The organism is Caballeronia sordidicola (assembly GCF_002220365.1).
Taxonomy (GTDB): domain Bacteria; phylum Pseudomonadota; class Gammaproteobacteria; order Burkholderiales; family Burkholderiaceae; genus Caballeronia; species Caballeronia sordidicola_C.
In genome coordinates this window covers 94,585-114,525 of the sequence record NZ_MTHB01000206.1, presented here as the reverse complement: position 1 = coordinate 114,525, position 19,941 = coordinate 94,585, and the positions used below count along the sequence as shown (strand labels likewise).

Annotated in this window: 16 protein-coding genes; 12 read left to right on the top strand and 4 right to left on the bottom strand. The window is 60.9% G+C overall.

The annotated features are described in order from the left end of the window. Nucleotides 1-23: 23 nt before the first annotated feature. The 4 genes from BSU04_RS29420 (at nt 24) to BSU04_RS29405 (ending at nt 5,566) form a co-directional block, all read left to right on the top strand. Nucleotides 24-1,175, top strand: a complete 1,152-nt coding sequence (locus BSU04_RS29420; protein WP_089163825.1) for an ATP phosphoribosyltransferase regulatory subunit — start codon at nt 24-26, stop codon at nt 1,173-1,175. A gap of 174 nt (nt 1,176-1,349) precedes the next feature. After that, nucleotides 1,350-2,696, top strand: coding sequence for an adenylosuccinate synthase (locus BSU04_RS29415; RefSeq protein ID WP_089163824.1), 1,347 nt, complete (start codon nt 1,350-1,352; stop codon nt 2,694-2,696). A gap of 103 nt (nt 2,697-2,799) precedes the next feature. Beyond that, nucleotides 2,800-3,360, top strand: coding sequence for a phosphoribosyltransferase (locus BSU04_RS29410; protein ID WP_089163823.1), 561 nt, complete (start codon nt 2,800-2,802; stop codon nt 3,358-3,360). 313 nt (nt 3,361-3,673) lie between these two features. Beyond that, nucleotides 3,674-5,566 (top strand): potassium transporter Kup, encoded by a 1,893-nt coding sequence (locus BSU04_RS29405; protein ID WP_089163822.1) that lies wholly within the window; start codon nt 3,674-3,676, stop codon nt 5,564-5,566. Nucleotides 5,567-5,692: 126 nt separating this feature from the next. Here the strand turns inward: BSU04_RS29405 and BSU04_RS29400 are convergent, their stop codons facing one another. Both BSU04_RS29400 and BSU04_RS29395 read right to left on the bottom strand, forming a co-directional pair. Then, the gene (locus tag BSU04_RS29400; RefSeq protein ID WP_089163821.1) at nt 5,693-8,053 is read right to left on the bottom strand and encodes a Tex family protein; all 2,361 of its coding nucleotides are present in this window, start codon (nt 8,051-8,053) and stop codon (nt 5,693-5,695) included. Nucleotides 8,054-8,064: 11 nt separating this feature from the next. Then, on the bottom strand, nt 8,065-8,454 hold the full coding sequence (locus BSU04_RS29395; RefSeq protein WP_089163820.1) for a hypothetical protein: 390 nt from the start codon (nt 8,452-8,454) through the stop codon (nt 8,065-8,067). Between BSU04_RS29395 and BSU04_RS29390 the strand changes: the two genes are divergently transcribed. The 3 genes from BSU04_RS29390 to BSU04_RS29380 all read left to right on the top strand — a co-directional run bounded on the left by BSU04_RS29390 (nt 8,453) and on the right by BSU04_RS29380 (nt 11,991). Beyond that, nucleotides 8,453-9,280 carry a colicin transporter gene (locus BSU04_RS29390; RefSeq protein WP_089163819.1) on the top strand — a complete coding sequence of 276 codons (828 nt, stop codon included), beginning with the start codon at nt 8,453-8,455 and terminating at the stop codon, nt 9,278-9,280. The genes BSU04_RS29395 and BSU04_RS29390 overlap by 2 nt on opposite strands. A gap of 75 nt (nt 9,281-9,355) precedes the next feature. After that, nucleotides 9,356-9,583, top strand: a complete 228-nt coding sequence (locus BSU04_RS29385) for a DUF465 domain-containing protein (protein ID WP_089163818.1) — start codon at nt 9,356-9,358, stop codon at nt 9,581-9,583. Nucleotides 9,584-9,768: 185 nt separating this feature from the next. After that, complete coding sequence (locus tag BSU04_RS29380) at nt 9,769-11,991, top strand: ATP-dependent DNA helicase (protein ID WP_373452888.1); 2,223 nt, start codon at nt 9,769-9,771, stop codon at nt 11,989-11,991. Between the two features lie 136 nt (nt 11,992-12,127). Here the strand turns inward: BSU04_RS29380 and BSU04_RS29375 are convergent, their stop codons facing one another. Both BSU04_RS29375 and BSU04_RS29370 read right to left on the bottom strand, forming a co-directional pair. Further along, nucleotides 12,128-12,589, bottom strand: a complete 462-nt coding sequence (locus tag BSU04_RS29375) for a hypothetical protein (protein WP_089163872.1) — start codon at nt 12,587-12,589, stop codon at nt 12,128-12,130. A 394-nt stretch (nt 12,590-12,983) separates the two neighbouring features. After that, nucleotides 12,984-13,769, bottom strand: a complete 786-nt coding sequence (locus tag BSU04_RS29370) for an outer membrane protein assembly factor BamD (RefSeq protein ID WP_254073761.1) — start codon at nt 13,767-13,769, stop codon at nt 12,984-12,986. 145 nt (nt 13,770-13,914) lie between these two features. Here BSU04_RS29370 and BSU04_RS29365 point away from each other — a divergent pair, with 145 nt between their 5' ends. The 5 genes from BSU04_RS29365 (at nt 13,915) to BSU04_RS29350 (ending at nt 19,939) form a co-directional block, all read left to right on the top strand. Then, nucleotides 13,915-15,165: an RluA family pseudouridine synthase gene (locus BSU04_RS29365; RefSeq protein WP_089163817.1), complete on the top strand. Its 1,251-nt coding sequence runs from the start codon at nt 13,915-13,917 to the stop codon at nt 15,163-15,165. Between the two features lie 5 nt (nt 15,166-15,170). Beyond that, complete coding sequence (gene pgeF / locus BSU04_RS29360) at nt 15,171-16,064, top strand: peptidoglycan editing factor PgeF (protein ID WP_089163870.1); 894 nt, start codon at nt 15,171-15,173, stop codon at nt 16,062-16,064. A 92-nt stretch (nt 16,065-16,156) separates the two neighbouring features. Then, nucleotides 16,157-16,333, top strand: a complete 177-nt coding sequence (locus BSU04_RS46690; protein ID WP_179258476.1) for a hypothetical protein — start codon at nt 16,157-16,159, stop codon at nt 16,331-16,333. A 121-nt stretch (nt 16,334-16,454) separates the two neighbouring features. Next, a complete protein-coding gene (gene phaC, locus BSU04_RS29355) occupies nt 16,455-18,452 on the top strand; it encodes a class I poly(R)-hydroxyalkanoic acid synthase (protein WP_089163816.1) in 1,998 nt (665 codons plus the stop codon). A 305-nt stretch (nt 18,453-18,757) separates the two neighbouring features. After that, a complete protein-coding gene (locus BSU04_RS29350; RefSeq protein ID WP_089163815.1) occupies nt 18,758-19,939 on the top strand; it encodes an acetyl-CoA C-acetyltransferase in 1,182 nt (393 codons plus the stop codon). The last annotated feature ends 2 nt before the right edge of the window (nt 19,940-19,941 follow it).

Below are 19,941 nucleotides of genomic sequence, written 5' to 3'. Positions count from 1 at the left end.
AACGCTCAGTAGGAAACGCATTGATGTCCACCTGGTTACTTCCCGAGAATATCGCCGACGTCTTGCCGTCCGAGGCTCGCAAGATTGAAGAATTGCGCCGTCGGCTGCTCGACCGTTTTCGTTCGTACGGTTACGAACTTGTCATGCCGCCCATGCTCGAGTATCTCGAGTCGTTGCTCACCGGCGGCGGCAGCGACCTGAACCTGCGCACGTTCAAACTTGTCGATCAGTTGTCCGGCCGCACGCTCGGCCTGCGTGCCGACATTACGCCGCAGGTCTCGCGTATTGACGCGCATTTGCTGAATCGGCAGGGCGTGACGCGCCTTTGTTACGCGGGCAATGTGCTGCATACGCGCCCGCGCGGTCTGCACGCGACCCGCGAGCAGATCCAGATTGGCGCGGAAATCTACGGCCATGCGGGACTGGAAGCGGATCTCGAGATCCAGCAACTGATGCTGGATTCGCTGCGTCTGAGCGGCCTCGATAAAGTGCGCCTCGACCTGTGCCACGCGGGTGTTCTGTCAGCGTTGCTGGATCTGGAGCCGGCTGCGGCGGCGCTCGGCGAAGCGCTTTTCGACGCGCTGGGTGCAAAGGACGTGCCGCGCCTGAACGAACTGACAGCCAAGCTCGGCGCTGTCACCCGGGACGCGTTGCGCCTGTTGCCTTCGCTGTATGGCGACGCTTCCGTGCTCGACGAAGCGCGAGCTCGGCTGCCGAATCTTCCGGTGATCAGCCGGGCGCTGGACGACCTCGCGTTCCTCGCGGCCCAAGCGAACGGCGCCGAGCTGATGATCGATCTCGCCGATCTGCGCGGCTACGCGTACCACAGCGGCGTGATGTTCTCGGCGTACGTTGACGGCGTGCCGAACGCGGTGGCGCGGGGTGGTCGCTACGACGATGTCGGCCAGGTCTACGGCCGTGCGCGCCCGGCGACGGGTTTTTCGCTCGACCTGCGCGAAGTCGCCCGTATCTCCCCCGTCGATGCCCGCGGCAGCGCGGTACTCGCTCCGTGGAAGCATGACGAACCGCTGCTCGCGGCAGTCGCGCAATTGCGCGATGCGGGCGAAGTGGTGATCCAGGCGTTGCCCGGCCACGACCATGATCTCGACGAGTTCGCGTTCGATCGTGTACTGGTCGAGCGGGATGGAAAGTGGGTCGTAGAGGCCCGTTCCTAGCGGTTTTGCAGTTTGCCGGTGGATTTTTTATCGACACATGGCGGCAAACCGCAGACAAAATTCCTGCCAGATCCGATCGATGAAAAATCGATACGCGTTCGCAAATACCGGGAAAAACTCGGAACCTTCCGCGAACATAGGTAAAATGCTTTTTTAACCAGCTATCAAATTGACATGTCTGCCAGCGCAGTGAATGTGAACCCGGGGCGCAACGTCGTCGTGGTCGGCACCCAGTGGGGTGATGAGGGCAAGGGCAAGATCGTCGACTGGTTGACGGACCACGCCCAAGGCGTCGTGCGCTTCCAGGGCGGCCACAATGCCGGCCACACGCTGATTATCGGCGGCAAGAAAACCATCCTTCGGCTGATCCCATCGGGCATCATGCGCGCCGGCACCGCCTGCTACATCGGCAATGGTGTCGTGTTGTCGCCGGAAGCGCTCTTCAAGGAAATCGGCGAGCTGGAATCGGTGGGCGTGGACGTCCAGAAGCGTCTTTTCATCTCTGAAGCCGCCAACCTGATTCTTCCGTATCACATCGCTATCGACCAGGCCCGCGAAGCGCGGCGCGGTGCGGCGAAGATCGGCACGACCGGACGCGGTATCGGCCCGGCGTATGAAGACAAGGTCGGCCGCCGCGGCTTGCGCGTGCAGGATCTGTACGACCGCGAAGTATTCGCTGAGCGCCTGCGCGAAACGCTCGATTTCCACAATTTCGTGCTGACCGGTTATCTGGGCGCCCCTGCGGTGGATTACCAGGAAACGCTGGACACCATGTTCGGCTACGCCGAGCGCCTCGCGCCCATGGTGACCGACGTCTCGCGCCGTCTCTATGACGAAAACCACGCCGGCCGCAACCTGCTGTTTGAAGGTGCGCAAGGCACGCTGCTCGACGTCGATCACGGCACCTACCCGTACGTTACGTCGAGCAACTGCGTGGCGGGCGCGGCGACTGCCGGCGCGGGCGTAGGTCCGCAAAAGCTCAACTACATCCTCGGCATCACGAAAGCGTATTGCACGCGCGTGGGCGCAGGCCCGTTCCCGAGCGAGTTGTATGACGCCGACAACGCCAATCGTCAGGAGCAGGTTGGCCTGACGCTTGCGACCGTCGGCAAGGAATTCGGCTCGGTGACCGGCCGTCCGCGCCGTACCGGCTGGCTTGACGCCGCCGCGCTGCGCCGCTCGATCCAGATCAACGGCATCTCGGGCTTGTGCATGACGAAGCTCGACGTGCTCGACGGTCTGGAAGAAGTGAAGCTGTGCGTGGGCTACAAGCTCGACGGCAAGGATGTCGACATCCTGCCGCGCGGTGCGTCGGAAGTGGCGCGTTGCGAGCCGGTGTACGAGACGTTCGGCGGCTGGAAGGAAAGCACCATCGGCATCACGCAATGGGACAGCTTGCCGGGCAATGCGCGCAAGTACCTGTCGCGTATCCAGGAAGTGGCGGGCGTGCCTATCGACATGGTGTCGACCGGTCCGGATCGCGACGAAACCATCCTGCTGCGTCATCCGTTCAAGGTTTAATTAGACCGGACGTGTAGCATCGACCAGAGTGGCCGCGAATCAGCGGCCACTTTTGCATAATCAACAGACGTACAGTGCTGTACATATTTAAAAGAGTTTCACCATGATCGCGATGAAAGATCCGCGCAACGACGACCGGAACCTGTGGGTAGGCTGGGACGAATATCACCGGCTGATCGAACTGCTCGCGCTCACCGTGCATGACTCGGGCTGGAAGTTCGACAATATCCTGTGCCTCGCACGCGGCGGCCTGCGGGTCGGTGACCAGCTTTCGCGCATCTATGACCTGCCGCTTGCCATCCTGGCGACGAGTTCGTATCGCGAGGCGGCTGGCACGGAGCAGGGCACACTCGATATCGGTCAATACATCACCATGACGCGCGGCGAGCTGTCAGGCAACGTGCTGCTCGTGGACGACCTGGTCGACTCCGGCGTGACGCTTTCGCGCGTGCAGCAGCACCTGAAGGAACGTTATCCTGCGGTCACAGCAGTGCGTTCCGCGGTGCTTTGGTACAAGGGTTGCTCCAAAGTGAAGCCCGACTACCATGTACAGTTTCTCGAAACGAACCCGTGGATTCATCAACCGTTCGAAGAGTGGGACACTGTCCGCCCGCACAACCTCGGTGCCTGGATCAAGCGCGGTGTTCAGGACGAGCGCGGCTGATTCAAGTCATGAGCGTGCTCAAGTCGTGCGCGCGAGCGTATTAGTAGATACGCAGCAGAACGAAACTGAAACGAAACGCCGTTTGATTCGCCTATCCGGTGCGATCGAACGGCGTTTTTTTTACTTTTTGCCAGTTAAAGCAGTTAAAGCAGGTAAAGCCGGAAAGCGCCGCGCATGCACTTTCGAGGCTTTGCCGCAATGCTAAACTTCCGTCTCGCTCCGGTCGTAGCGGTATCGCAACAGGCCGGTCGGGCGCCGCACGCAACGTTAGAATGGCGTTCGTTTTTTCCGTTTCGGACGGCTTCCCGCGTTTATGAACAATACGACTCACGCGCACGAGCGCAAACAGCCGCTGCCCGCCCTGGCACTCGCCGCAATCGGCGTAGTGTTCGGCGATATCGGCACCAGCCCGTTGTACGCGTTGAAAGAGGCCTTCAGCAAGTCGCACGGTATTGAACTGAGCGACGCTTCCATCCTCGGGGTCATCTCGCTGTTGTTCTGGGCGATCATGATCGTGGTCTCCATCAAGTACGTCCTGTTCGTGATGCGCGCCGACAACAACGGCGAAGGCGGGGTGCTCGCGCTGATGACGCTTGCATTGCGCACATTGAAGGGGTCTGGACGTGCAACCGGCGTGCTGATGATGCTCGGCATTTTCGGGGCATGCATGTTTTACGGCGACGCTGTCATTACACCGGCCATGTCGGTGATCTCGGCGGTGGAAGGGCTGGAAATCGTCTCACCGGCGCTGTCTGAATGGGTGATCCCCATCACCATCGTCATTCTCGTGATGCTTTTCTGGATTCAGCGCCGCGGTACGTCGGTGGTCGGCAAGCTCTTCGGCCCGATCATGGTGCTGTGGTTCCTGACGCTGGCCGTGCTTGGCGTGTATCACATTGTGCAAATGCCGCGCGTGCTGATTGCGTTGAATCCGTATTACGCGTTTTCGTTCATGGCTGCCCACGTGCTGCAGGCGTATATCGTGCTCGGGTCAGTCGTGCTGGTGCTGACCGGCGCAGAAGCGCTGTATGCCGACATGGGGCACTTCGGCGCCAAGCCCATTCGCTTCGCGTGGTATGGCCTCGTCATGCCCTCGCTGGTGCTTAATTATTTCGGCCAGGGTGCTTTGCTGATGCACTCTCCGGAAGCCGCCGAAAGCCCGTTCTTTCTGCTGGCGCCGGCATGGGCTCTCTTGCCCCTGGTGATCCTGTCGACTGTAGCGACGGTGATCGCATCCCAAGCCGTCATTTCAGGCGCGTATTCGCTGACTAGCCAGGCAATCCAGCTTGGCTATGTGCCGCGCATGAAGATTCTGCATACGTCGGATCTGGCGATTGGGCAGATCTATATTCCGGTCGTGAACTGGATGCTGTTGTTCGTCATCCTGTGCATTGTGATCGGCTTCAAAAGCTCTGAAAACCTCGCAGCCGCATACGGGCTTGCCGTCACCGCGACCATGCTGGTCACGACCATTCTCGCGTCGGTCGTGATGACCAAGCTGTGGGGCTGGAACAAGTTTCTGGTGGGCGCGATCATCGGCGTGTTTTTTATCGTCGATGTCGGGTTCTTCGGTGCCAGCCTGCTCAAGATCGAGCAGGGCGGCTGGCTGCCGCTGGGTATTGGCGGCGTGCTGTTTTTCCTGCTGATGACGTGGTTCAAGGGTCGCATGATCGTCAAGGACCGGACCGCCGCCGACGGTATTCCGCTGATGCCGTTCCTGCAGGGATTGCTCGCGCATCCGCCGCATCGGGTGTCGGGTACTGCAATCTATCTGACCGGCAATGACACGCTCGTGCCCGTTAGCCTGTTGCACAACCTGAAGCACAACAAGGTCCTGCATGAGAGGACCATTTTCCTGAATTTCGTCACGCGCGATGTGCCGTATGTCGATGACGACAAGCGTGTGGAAGTGAAGGACGCGGGCGGGGGCCTCTTTCTCGTAAAAGCACAGTACGGTTTTAACGAAACGCCCGATGTGAAGGCGGTGCTGAACGAGATCGGCCGAACTCATGACATGACGTTCGAACTCATGGATACGTCGTTCTTCATGGCACGGGAAACGGTTGTGCCAACGCAGTTGCCGGGTATGTCGGTGTGGCGCGAGCGGGTGTTTGCGTGGATGCATCAGAATGCCGCCAAGCCGACTGATTTCTTCAGTATTCCCGCGAACCGGGTGGTCGAGTTGGGGACGAAGATCGAGATTTGATGGGAGGCGTGCGGTGGTTTGTGTTTGAGACTATGCCGTACGCGTTGCCCGGCTTGAGCCTTTAAGATTGTCAAATGGAAAACGGCCCGATTGCCGTTTTCCATTTCATCGAGCAGTGTCGCTCATTTACTTCTTCAACTTGGCAAACGCCGCAGCCATCGCGCTGGCCGCTTCCGGTTCGCGCTTGCCGGCGTTATTGCCCCGGACGTCGCGGGCACTGCCACCACCCCCTGAGCCACCACGACGGTCTTGCGCGCCGCGTGGCTGTTGTTGGGCCGGCGCCGTGCCATCGGCCGCGAAGTCATCGTCCAGACGCATGGTCAGCGCGATCCGCTGGCGCTTCACGTCCGTCTCCAGCACTTTCACCTTCACCACTTGCCCGGCTTTCACCACCTCGTGCGGGTCCTTGATGAACTTGGTCGACATCGCCGATACGTGCACCAATCCATCCTGATGCACGCCGATATCGACGAAAGCACCAAAAGCCGCCACGTTCGTGACCACGCCTTCCAGGATCATGCCCGGCGTGAGGTCGGAGAGTTTCTCGACGCCGTCGCGGAACGTGGCCGTCTTGAACTCCGGACGCGGATCGCGGCCCGGCTTTTCCAGTTCCGCGAGGATGTCGCGCACCGTCGGCAGACCGAATCGTTCGTCGACGAATTCTGCCGGCGACAGGCCTGCCAAGGCTTCACGCTTGCCCATGACATCGGCGGCGTGCTTCTTGATCTTGGACAGGATCCGTTCGACCACCGGATAGGCTTCCGGGTGTACCGACGAGCGGTCCAGCGGATTCACGCCATTGTTGATGCGCAGGAATCCGGCGGCTTGTTCGAAGGTTTTATCGCCGAGACGTGGCACTTTCTTCAATTGATCACGCGATGCAAACGGTCCGTTGGCATCGCGGAAATCGACGATATTGCGCGCCAGCGTCGCGTTCAGTCCCGATACGCGCGCCAGCAGCGCAACCGATGCTGTATTGGCATCCACGCCGACCGCGTTCACGCAATCCTCGACTACCGCATCGAGCGAGCGGGCGAGGTCGCGTTGATTGACGTCGTGCTGATATTGGCCGACCCCGATCGCTTTCGGATCAATCTTGACGAGTTCCGCGAGCGGATCCTGCAGACGCCGCGCGATAGATACTGCGCCGCGCAGCGTGACGTCGAGGTCAGGAAACTCTTTCGATGCCAGTTCGGACGCCGAATAAATTGATGCTCCCGCTTCGGACACCACGATCTTCTGCAGCTTCAGTTCAGGATGTTTCGCGATCAATTCGCTCGCGAGCTTGTCGGTCTCGCGTGACGCGGTGCCGTTGCCGATACTGATCAGCTCAGCCTGCGTCTGCGCGGCGATCCGTGCGAGCTTGGCAAGCGAGCCGTCCCAGTCGCGGCGCGGTTCGTGCGGGTAAATCACGTCGGTGGCGAGCAGCTTGCCCGTGCGATCGACCACAGCCACTTTTACGCCCGTACGCATGCCGGGATCGAGGCCGATCACGGCTTTCGGACCTGCCGGTGCGGCAAGCAAAAGATCCTTCAGGTTGCGCGCAAACACGCGAATGGCTTCAGCTTCGGCCTCTTCGCGCAAATTCGTCAGCAAATCATTTTCGATATTCGGCTGAACCTTCACGCGCCAGCACCAGCGGCACACGTCGGACAGCCATTTATCGGCCGGCCGGCCTTGATTCGCGATACCTACGTGGCGTGCGATCAGCGCTTCGCCTGGATGCGGCACTTGCGCGTCGAGCTCCTCGCCCAGTCCCAGCTTCACCATCAATACGCCGGCATTGCGCCCGCGAAAAAGCGCGAGCGCCCGGTGCGAGGGGACCGTACGGATGGTTTCCGAGTAGTCGTAGTAGTCGCGGAATTTTTCGCCTTCCTCGGTTTCCTTGCCCAGCACCACAGTCGAAATCACACTGCCTTGCTTGAACAGGTAATCGCGAACCTTACCGAGAATTTCCGCTGTTTCGCCGAACTGTTCCGAGAGAATGTCGCGTGCGCCATCGAGCGCGGCCTTGATATCGGCGACCCCTTTTTCGGCGTCCACATAACGCGCAGCTTCTGTTTGCGGATCGAGCGCCGGGTCGGCGAGGAGCGCATCCGCGAGCGGCTGCAGGCCGGCTTCACGGGCGATCTGCGCACGCGTGCGGCGCTTCGGTTTGTAGGGCAGATACAGATCTTCGAGCACCTGCTTGCTGTCGGCGCCTTCAACGGCTGCGCGCAACTCAGGCGTGAGCTTGCCCTGTTCGTCGATGCTCTGGACAATCGTGGCGCGCCGGTCTTCCAGCTCGCGAAGATAGATGAGCCGTTCCTCGAGATTGCGCAATTGCGTGTCGTCGAGATTGTCCGTTACTTCCTTTCTATAACGGGCGATGAACGGAACTGTTGCGCCTTCATCGAGAAGCTGCACGGTAGCGGCGACCTGCCGCGGCTGCACATTCAACTCGGTGGCGATGCGCTGGACAATCTTGAGTGCTACGGTTTCCGTCATGGGGGTCTGCGTCAGCCTGCTGGCTCATCAAGGGCTTTTCGTACCGCGCATTTCACTCGCATTTCACTGTAAGCCGCGCGAACACGTTTGCCGGGTTGGTGAAGCGGGGCATTTTGCCATAAATGCCGGAGGGCTCCGGCGCGCGGTGATAGAATTTCAGGATCGTAGAAGCTGCTTTTCACTACCTTGTCCGTCTCCTTGTCTACCACGCTGGCTATCACGTTGCCGACTTCCCGCCTTTCGCCCGCTTTGCCGACTGCTCCAGTCGATTTGTTCGCCTCGACCGGTCTGGCCGCATCGGGTGGCGGTGTTGCCATCGTACGGCAGGTCTTGCCCTTCGCCCGGCCCGTTGCGGCAATATTGTTCGCGCTAACCTGTGCGGGGTTCGGCACGGCCGTCATGGCGCAGACACCGAAGCCCATCAACCCGGGTACGTCGGTCACGCAGACGCCGCTCGATGAAAGCGACCCGCAAGACTCTGCCGCGCAAGCTGCATCGGGCTTGCCGGCAAACCGGGCGGCGGGTCAGGTTGGAGCAAGTGGCGCAATCGATGCCGGCACAGCGCAAACCACTGCCGATCCAAATGGTTTCACCTCGCGCCAGAAGGCGTTGGACGTTCGCAGCGCGGAGAACAACTATCTCTATGGGGTCAAGCAGCACAATTGCTACAGCGATTTTTTCGTCAATCACTGCCTGGACAAAGCGCGCGACGCGAAGCGTGAAGTAGCACAGCAAATTCGCAAGGAACAATTGGCGCTCGACGACGAACAACGTCTGCAGCACGCGCAGCAGCGCGACCAGCAAACGGCGATCAAACGGGCGCAGTACGCATCCGAGGCGCCGCAGCGCGCGGCGAACGAGAAGGCGAGCGCGGAGTCGTTTGCAGAGAAGCAGCGCCAGAACGAGTTGTCGGCGGCGCAGCGAAATGCGGAGGCGCCGCAGCGCGCGGCGAACCAAGCCGATTACGACCGTAAGCAGGCGGATTACCAGAAGAAACTTGCCGATGCCGCCGCGCGCGGCGTGCAGGACGCAAAGGACCGCGAGGACAAGGCGGAGCGCTTTGCAGCCAAGCAACGTGACGCTGCGGAGCATCAGGCCGAAGTCCAGTCGCGGCAGAAGGAAGCCGCCGCCAAGCAGCAACAGCGGGCGCAGCAGGACGCGGCAGACCAGGCGCATCAGCAAGAGCTCAAGCAGCAACAACAGCAACAGCAGCAGCAATCCAAGTAAGCCGGGGCCGGACAGCAACCTCGGGCGACGCCGTCAGTGACCTGAAGCGGCTCGCCGCGACCAGTGGAGGCGAATATGCATGCGTATCCTGCAGCAGCAGTCGACACAGGCACGATCCGCGAACGGATCGGGCAGCTGGAAGCGGAGCATCACGGCCTGGATAGTCTTATCGGCAAGATGGCTGAGGTTCCCGGCATCAACGACCTCGAGATCAAGCGCCTGAAGAAGCGCAAGCTCAAAGTGAAGGACACCATCATCCTGCTGCAATTGCAGTTGGAACCGGACGTGCGCTTGAATCCATGACGTACATGCGATGCATACGTGAAGCATGCGCGGACCGGAAGAACTTTTACGCCAGCCGCCCCTGGCGCCTCGCTGGCAACGGTAGAACAAGCCTGGCTTGCTGACACGAGTCACCAAGCCGGAACACAAGCAGGAACGTCCCTTTGAATTCACCCGACAATGCTCTCACAGCGAACGCGGAATCCGTGCTGAAGCCGGCCGCGAAGGCAGGTGTCCCCGACACCACGCTTTCGCTCACGCTGGCACCGAAGCGCCGCACTGAACTCGACGCGATTTTTGCCGCCGAGGGTTTGTTGGCGCGGCAAATTGATGGTTATCGCTCGCGTGCTTCGCAGGTCGACATGGCGCGCGCCGTAGCGGCCGCCATGGAGGCGTCCGGGCGCGCCATGCCTGAACCCGCGATGTTCGACGCGCAACGCCGTCCCGCGCGCAAGCTCGGGCCATCGGATGCGCCTGTCGTTCATGAAGAAGATGCGGGCGATCTGGGCGTGGCGACGGCATCGACGGGAATCGACGGGGGCGAGAACACGCTGATTGTGGAAGCGGGTACGGGTACGGGCAAGACCTTCGCGTATCTCGTGCCGGCCATGCTGTGGGGCGGCAAGGTGATCGTCTCGACGGGCACGAAGCACTTGCAGGACCAGCTATTCCAGCGCGACATTCCCACCGTGCGCGACGCGCTCGCCGTGCCCGTGTCGGTCGCCATGCTCAAAGGGCGCGCGAATTACCTGTGTCACTACTACCTGCAACGCACGGCTGACAATGGCCGTTTGCCCACGCGCCAGGACACGTCGCATCTGCAGGAAATCATTCGGTTCGCCAAGATTACGCGCACCGGCGACAAAGCTGAACTGGCGAGCGTGCCCGAAAATTCACCCGTCTGGCCGATGGTCACGTCTACGCGTGACAATTGCCTCGGCCAGGAATGCCCGCAGTACAAAGAGTGCTTCGTGATGCAGGCGCGGCGCGAGGCGCAGCAGGCGGATATCGTGGTGGTGAATCACCACCTTTTTTTCGCCGATGTCATGTTGCGCGACACCGGCATGGCCGAGTTGCTGCCGACGGCAAATACCATCATCTTCGACGAAGCGCATCAGTTGCCCGAAACCGCGACGCTGTTTTTTGGCGAGACGGTATCCACCACGCAGTTTCTCGAACTGGCCCGCGACGCTGTCGCGGAAGGCTTGAGCCACGCCCGCGATTTCTCCGACTGGACGAAACTCGGCGCTGCGCTGGAACGTGCGGCGCGCGACGTGCGACTGGCGTTTAAAGAAGATTCGGTGCGCATGTCGCTTGGCCAGCTTGCCGACGACCACCCGCTATTCGACGCGCTCGACACGCTTGAAGAGCATCTGGACGCACTTACCAAGGCGCTTGGCGCGCACGCTGAGCGGGCCGAGTCGCTCGGCGCGTTGTTGCGCCGTGCGCGAGAATTGCAGGGCTTGCTGGGTGGCTGGACCGCGCCGCCGACTGCTGTCGAAAAGGCGGTAGCCGAGGAAGCTGAAGCGGCGGCGAAAGCCGATCCAAACGAAATGGTGCGCTGGATAGAAGTGTTCTCGCATACGGTGCAGTTGCACGAGACGCCGCTTTCCGTCGCGCCTATTTTCTCGAAGCAGCGCGCCGGTGTGCCGCGGGCGTGGATTTTTACGTCGGCGACGTTGTCGGTGCGGGGGGATTTCACCCATTACGCCGCGCAAATGGGCCTGAATGCGCGTCGTTCAATGACGCTGCCCAGTCCCTTCGATTACCCGACGCAAGGCCTGTTGTACGTTCCGCGTAACTTGCCGCAACCGTCGTCGCCGAATTTCACCGACGCCGTCTTCGATGGCGCGCTGCCCGTGATCGAGGCATCGAAGGGCGGCGTGTTTTTCCTTTGCACGACGTTGCGTGCGGTCGATCGGATTGCGATGCGACTGCGTGACACGATCGAGCAGCGCGGCTGGGACTATCCGCTGCTGGTGCAGGGCGATGCCAGCCGCACAGAACTGCTCGAGCGCTTCCGCTCGTATGGCAACGCCATCCTGGTGGGCAGCCAGAGCTTCTGGGAAGGTGTGGACGTGCGTGGTGATGCGCTGTCGCTGGTGGTTATCGACAAGCTGCCGTTTGCGCCGCCCGATGACCCGGTGTTGTCGGCGAGGCTGGATGCGTTGACCAAGAAGGGCCTGAGCCCGTTCGCCGTGCATCAGTTGCCGCAGGCGGTGATTACGCTCAAGCAGGGCGCGGGCCGGTTGATACGCGCGGAAACGGATCGTGGCGTGCTGATGATCTGCGATACCCGTCTCGTCGATAAACCCTACGGCCGGCGCATCTGGCAAAGCCTGCCGCCGTTCAAGCGCACGCGCGAACTGGAAGTGGTGCGCGCCTTCTTCTCCGACAGGCAAGCGGCGGGGGCTCAAGAGGACGAATGAGCGCGGCGTGTTTACCGCCGTTAGCCTGTGAGCATGTGTCGCTATGCAGCCCTTGGCGCGTGCTTTTTCCATGCTCGGCCCCGCGAATGTGGCGCCGGATCATGCTGCGCTCATCGAAACGCGGCACGCCGCGCGATCAGCCGCCGGGTGGTTGGGCCGGCACCTTCTGCCAACCTGCGGGGCAGGCCTTCACGTACGGGTAATAGCCCTCGGGCCTCCTGCAGTAATACCAAGAGGCTGCTTGCGGTGCGCCACCGCCCGCCATGTCCGCTTGTTGCCCTTGCTCGACATACTGCGTCGGCAATGAGGGTTCGACGACTGGCCCGGGGCCGTAAGCATAGTAGCTTGGGTAGTAGCCGGAGTAGTACGGGTACGGATACGGATAGCCACCGACAAAACCCGGGCCAAAATAGACTCCGATTGACCCGCCTGCGCAGCAACCGCCGTGATAGTAGCCCCCGCCGTGGTAATAGCCGCCGCCATGATAGCCGCCGCCCCAGCCGCCGCCGCCGTGATAGTAACCGCCGGCCGTGGCTGCGCCGCTCGCGCCCAGGGCCGCCAACACCAGCAATAGCTGGAACGCTTTACGCCCATTCATGATGATCACCTCAACTGTCCACGCCATTTCAGATTTGATTCGCCGAGCCAGATCTTGCATACGGCAGGCTGTCCGAATCAGGACCGACTATTCACAATAGTATGTACTTCACGGACATTTTTCATTCTTTGTGTAACGGGCCATGACACGGGCACAGCTCTCATCCGATAACACGTTGTAATGTCCGGGCTAAACGCGGGAAATCGCTCGCCAGGCGCACTTTCCACGTCAAAGAGAACCACACCTTGCGTCTCTTGGAAGAGGAGGCTGTCGGGAGATCAACCGTCCGGAACTCGGTTCAATCTGTGAGGTGTTCGAAAAAAAAGCCGCGCTCCAAGTGAGCGCGGCTTTTTTCGTTGCAGCGGTTGCCTTGACCTTCAGCGTAAAAAAACGCTTACCAGATCTGCCACCACGATTTGTTTTCCTTACCCGGGCGCGACTTGCCGGTGACATAGGGGCTGTCGGGGAAGGTAGCGGCCAGAACGCGCTTCGTATCGCCTTCCAACTGGGGCTGATCGAGCTTGCCATACGACAGCATCATGATGTGCAACGCATCTTCCGTTGCAGGCGCATTCCGGTATTCACGGATCGCGAGCTGCGCACGGTTGATTGCCGCGACATAAGCGCCACGCCGATAGTAATAATCTGCAGCGTGCACTTCATGCGAAGCGAGCGCGTTCACAATGTAGCGCATGCGCTGAGCAGCATCGGGCGCATATTTGCTCTGCGGATATTTGTCGACCACGACCTTGAATGCGTCGTACGATTCGCGCAGCGACACCGGATCGCGCTCGCTCATGTCTTGGCCGGAGAAGCGGCCGAACAGACCGAGGTCGTCGTTGAAGTGGATCATGCCTTTCAGGTAATACGCGTAGGCAATGTCAGGGTGATCCGGATGCAACTTGATGAAGCGGTCGATAGCCGAATCTGCCGAAGCAGTTTCACTGTCCTTCCAGTCGCAGTAAGCGACATTGATCTGTGCTTGTTGCGCGAAATGACCGAACGGGTCGCGACCTTCAAGGTTCTCGAAATACTTCGCACATTTGCCGAAGTCACCGCCGGTCAGCGCATCCTGCGCCTCCGAGTATAATTTGCCGTTATTCCACGTTGCCGTTTCGTCGGTTTTCTCGGGCAAACCATGGCAGCCCGCAACAATGACGGCACTCGCAGCCAGCGCCATGACCTTGACAGACGAGTTCGACGATAGCCGGACCAGTTGACGGACAGGGTTCAAAACGGTTCTCAAAGCTTGATTCACGGCTCGCATCAGTGCTTGCATTTTCTAGCTCATGCCTTTCTGGCTAATTCCCAGCTTTTCAGTCTAAATGACCCGCTCAAGTACAAGTCGTACCAAAGATCGCAGCAAAGATTATAGCCCAAGCGCATCGGCCGACGACGCACGTCCGGACGATTTGACCGAACCGGCCGCTGCGCCGGACGCGGCAAGCGAGATTCACGGCAAACCCGTGCCCACCAACCTGCACGAGCGGCGCGCCGACGCCGAAACGCCGCGCACGATCCTCGTCCCCGACGAGTACGCCGGCGAGCGTCTCGACAAGGTCATGGCGCGCCTGTTTCCCGAGTTTTCACGTAGCCGCTTGCAGACCTGGATTGATGCGCAACGTGTGCAGGTCGATGGCGCGACCGCGAAGATCCGGCAGCCCGTGCCACTCGGCGCCACGATCACGCTGATTCCCGATTTGCTGCCCGAACAGCTCGCGTTCACACCGGAACCGGTGCCGCTTGAGATAGTCTACGAAGACGATGCGCTTGTGGTCATCAACAAGCCCGCGGGCATGGTCGTGCATCCGGCCGCGGGCAACTGGAGCGGCACGCTGCTCAACGGCTTGCTGTACCGGTACGGCGATGCCGCCGCCGGCTTGCCGCGCGCGGGTATCGTGCATCGGTTGGACAAGGAGACGTCGGGGCTGATGGTGGTGGCGCGCACGCTCGAAGCGCAGACGATCCTGACGCGCCAGTTGCAGGCACGCACGGTGAAACGCCGCTATGTCGCGCTGGTATGGGGGACGATGCCGGACGAAGGCACTATCGACGCCCCGATTGGCCGCGATCCGCGCGATCGTACGCGCATGGCGGTGGTGGAGAGCGCATCGGGGAAATACGCCCGTACGCACTACCGCACCATCGACCGCGCGATGTGGAACAACCAGCCGGTGTCCGCGGTTCACTGCGATCTCGATACCGGCCGCACACACCAGATCCGCGTGCATTGCGCGCATATCCGCCATCCGTTGCTGGGGGACCCCATCTACGGCCACGCGCGTGGCAAGCGTTCGGTGCAGCCGCTGCCGGACGGGTTCAATCGCCAGGCGCTGCATGCCTGGCGGCTTGGGCTGATTCATCCGACCACGGGTCGCGAGATCAGCTGGCGCGCGGATGTGCCGGAGGATATTGAAGCGTTGGCGGCAGAATTGGGCCTGGGTCGCGACGAAGCGACGGATCTCGATCCCGAGGATGCGGATTTCATCGATGAAGACGATGGCGGCGTTCAGGCGCGCGGTGGCTGGGACGAGTCGCAGCCAATCGAATATGACGATGATGATGACGAGGAATGACGCCAATGGTGAGCCCATCCGAGATCGATTTGGCGGCTGACTTCACCGCGAAATTTTCGGCTTACCCGCCGCTTCGCCACGATGATTGCCTTTGGCCCGGCTGGTCCGGCGGTCCCAATGCGGTTTCGCCGCGAGTGAAGGCGCTCGCGACCACACGCAATGGGGGCGTGAGCGCCACGCCGTATGGCGGTGCGAATGTTCGCGGCGGTCTCAACCTCGGCCTGCATACGGGCGACGTACCCGACGCCGTGATGGAAAATCGCCGCCGCGTGGTGGAACTCGCTGGCGCCCCGGTTGCATGGCTCGAGCAGGTGCATGGCGTACAGATCGAGGATGCCGGTGCGGTGATCGACCGCTGCGCTGGTTCTCCCTCGTCGGCGGTCAAGGCCGACGCAGCGGTGACCGACCGGGCGGGAGTCGTATGCGTTGTCATGATCGCGGACTGCCTGCCGGTGCTTTTCTGCGATGCAGCCGGCCGCGCCGTTGGCGCAGCGCACGCAGGCTGGCGTGGACTGGCGGCTGGAATCGTGGAAAAGACGGCGGAGCGGGTCGCGCATCTTGCGGGCGCCCAGCCCGGTAAGTTGCACGCATGGCTCGGTCCGGCGATTGGCCCGGTGGCGTTCGAAGTAGGTGAGGATGTGCTCGACGCGTTTATCGCTGCGGCCGATCCTGCCTGTCGCGATGCAACCTTTGCCGCTTTCGCCAGGCGTGAAGAGAAACACAAATATCTCGCCAATCTCCATGCGCTCGCCCGTTTGCGCCTGGAACGGGCCGGTGTGCCGCCCGAGAACGTCCACGGCGGGACGTTTTGCACGATGACTGACGCAGACCGGTTCTATTCGTATCGACGGGACCGGACAACGGGGCGCATGGCCGCGATGATCTGGCTCGCAGACTAGATCACAAACACGACCAGCGCAGATCCTGCTCGAACCGCCTGACCTGATGTTTGCCTATGCCAAGCGCACGCTTTTTGCTGAGCCCGTAAAACGTGTCACTGGCCGCTGCGGGCGTGATTTATGTTGCGCAACAATTCTTGACGTTCATCATCGCGTCACATCGGGAAAACGATGATGAAAAAAATATCGCACTGCGTCAAAATCAAGGCGACGCATTGACACGCCTCGCACCGTGGAGCAAGAATGTTTCACAAAAGCGCACGGCGTAGCAAGGTCACATCATCGCGGTCGGGCGTTTAGCAGCCCGGCACTACGATCACGACGACGCGGCTCCACGTCACGCCTGCATCAGCAACTCAGTCTCTCGGGACGCTTAGGTCAAACGCGGATATGGCTGCCTCCAGATCTTCATCTTCATCATCACCGGGTTCATCAAGGCCATCCGCTGCCAAGGCAACATCTGACGCACCGGGTGCGCCGGGTGCGTCTCTTGGTATGGGTATGCCCGCCGCGGATCCAGCCGCAGTGCAAAAGATGTTCGAGCAATGGCTCAACACATGGCGCGCGGTAGCCGACCCGGCCCAGTGGCAAAAACTTGCCGCCCAGGCGAATCCGGGACATACGGAATCGGCAGGATCAGCACCAGTTAATCCGTTTGCGGCGCTGGGTGGTTTCCCGGGTTTCCCGGGGTTTCCTGGTTTCCCGGGCGTCAATGGCGGTAACAGCGGTGGTGGCCGAAGCGGACAATTGCCGTTCGCGATGCCCGCAATGCCTAACATTCCGACTGCCGCTATCCCGCCGCAGCGCCTGCAGGAACTGCAGTCCAGTTTCTCGCGCGACGCCGGGGAACTCATCAAGCAGGCCAGTGAGCAAAGCATCGACCTGGCGACGCTGAAAGACCGCCGCTTCAGCGCGCCCGCGTGGCAATCCGCGCCCGGGTTCGCATTCGCCGCTGCATGGTATGTGCTGAACGCGCGTTATCTGCAGGAGCTTGCGGAAGCTGTCGAAGGCGATCACAAGACCCGCGAACGAATCAGGTTCGCTGTACAGCAGTGGGCGGCAGCGGCATCGCCGAGCAATTACATTGCGTTGAATCCGGATGCGCAGAAGGCGCTGATCGAGAGCCGTGGCGAGAGCCTGCAAAAGGGCATGATGAATTTGCTCGCCGACATGCAGCGCGGCAAGATCCAGCAAAGCGATGAATCGGGTTTTGTGGTCGGCAAGAACATTGCAACCACGAAAGGCTCGGTCGTGTTTGAGAACGACCTGCTGCAACTGATCCAGTACACGCCGCACACCGCGACCGTGAGAGAGCGGCCGCTGTTGATCGTGCCGCCATGCATCAACAAATTCTACATCCTCGACCTGCAGCCGGAAGGCTCGCTCGTCGGCCATGCGCTTGACGCGGGCCACCAGGTTTTCATGATCTCGTGGCGTAATGGGGATGCATCGATCGCGCACAAGACCTGGGACAATTACATTGATGAAGGCGTTCTTACGCCTATCGATGTAGTCAAGCAGATCAGCGGCCGCGAGCAGATCAACACGCTCGGCTTCTGCGTGGGCGGCACGATGCTCGCAACCGCTCTGGCCGTGCTGGCCGCGCGTGGGGAACATCCGGTCGCATCCATGACGCTGCTGACCGCCATGCTCGACTTTTCTGACACGGGCGTGCTCGACGTGTTTATCGATGAGCAGCATGTGCAGACGCGCGAGCAGACCATTGGCGGCAAGAACGGCAACCCGCCTGCGCTGATGCGCGGTGTCGAGTTCGCCAACACGTTCTCGTATCTGCGCCCGAACGATCTGGTGTGGAACTACGTGGTGGACAATTACCTGAAGGGCCGTACGCCGCAGGCGTTCGACCTGCTTTACTGGAACAGCGATTCAACCAATCTGCCAGGCCCGATGTTCGTCTGGTATCTGCGTAACACGTATCTGGAAAATCGCCTGCGTAATCCGGGCGATCTGACTTCGTGCGGTGAGCGGGTGGATTTGTCGAAGATCGACGTGCCGACGTTTTTGTATGGATCGCGCGAGGATCACATTGTGCCGTGGACGGCGGCATATGCGTCCGCACCTTTGCTGACCGGGCCGCAGACCTTTGTGCTCGGGGCATCGGGACACATTGCGGGTGTGATCAATCCGCCGTCGAAGAACAAGCGCAGTTTCTGGCTTCTCGATAACGCCGATAAAACCCTGCCTGAGGATCCCGATGCATGGTTTGAAGGCGCGACCGAGCATCCGGGTAGCTGGTGGCCGACATGGACGCAATGGCTCGATGGTCATGCCGGCAAGAAAGTGAAGCCGAAAGCAAACCTGGGATCCGATGATTTCCCGGTGATCGAGCCGGCGCCGGGACGTTATGTCTTGCAGCGGGATCAATGAAGTTTTTGCGTGACCTGCACGGCTGAATGATCTTTTGAGTGACGGCCAACGCGGGTCATGCGGATCGGACCCGATTGCATTTCGGGCGTGACCGGTCAACAGTAGCCGACGTAGCGTTTTATTGCATTTGCTGAAACCTGAATAAACCCGAAGTAACCGTAAAGCCAGCGCTGTTGAGAGCGTCGCCCGCACCAGGTGGAAACCCTGCAGGCAAACAAGGGGCAAGCGCGAACACGCATCCAGCCGGCCACGCAGTCAGCCGGCTAAAGCCGGGCTACCACTTTCGATTCTCAAAGGAAACTGAAATGACAGACGTAGTGATCGTATCGGCCGCACGGACGGCCGTCGGCAAATTCGGCGGGTCGCTGGCGAAGATCGCCGCACCCGATCTGGGCGCAATCGTGATTCGCGCATTGCTCGAGCGTTCGAACCTCAAGCCCGAGCAGATCAGCGAAGTGATCCTCGGCCAGGTTCTCACGGCGGGCTCCGGCCAGAATCCGGCGCGCCAGTCGCTGATCAAGGCAGGCTTGCCCAGCTCGGTGCCGGGCATGACCATCAACAAGGTGTGCGGATCGGGCCTGAAGGCCGTGATGCTGGCGGCAAACGCGATTATCGCGGGTGATGCCGACATCGTGATCGCAGGCGGCCAGGAAAACATGAGCGCGGCGCCGCACGTGTTGCCGGGCTCGCGCGATGGTTTCCGCATGGGCGACGCGAAGCTGATCGATTCGATGATCGTGGACGGCCTGTGGGACGCGTTCAACTCGATCCACATGGGCGTCACGGCGGAAAACGTCGCGAAGGAATACGGCATTACGCGTGAAGCGCAGGATGCGTTTGCGGCGCTGTCGCAGAACAAGGCAGAAGCGGCGCAGAAGTCGGGCCGTTTCAACGATGAAATCGTGCCCGTTGAAATTCCTCAACGCAAAGGCGAGCCGCTGCGATTTGCCACCGACGAATTCGTGCGTCATGGGGTGACAGCCGAATCGCTGTCCGGCCTGAAACCGGCGTTCTCGAAGGAAGGCACCGTGACCGCGGCGAACGCCTCCGGTCTTAACGATGGCGCGGCGGCAGTGATCGTGATGTCGGCAAAAAAGGCCGATGCGTTGGGCCTCACGCCCATCGCGCGCATCAAGGCGTACGCGAATGCGGGCGTCGATCCCAAGGTGATGGGCATGGGTCCGGTGCCGGCATCCAGGCGTTGCCTGGAACGCGCGGGCTGGTCCGCGTCGGAGCTCGACCTGATGGAAATCAACGAAGCATTTGCAGCGCAGGCGCTGGCCGTCCATCAGCAGATGGGCTGGGATACGTCGAAGGTCAACGTGAACGGCGGGGCAATCGCGATCGGTCATCCGATTGGTGCGTCCGGCTGCCGGATTCTCGTCACGCTGCTGCATGAAATGCAGAAACGCGATGCGAAGAAAGGACTGGCGTCGCTGTGTATCGGCGGCGGTATGGGCGTGGCGCTCGCAGTAGAGCGGCCGTAGGG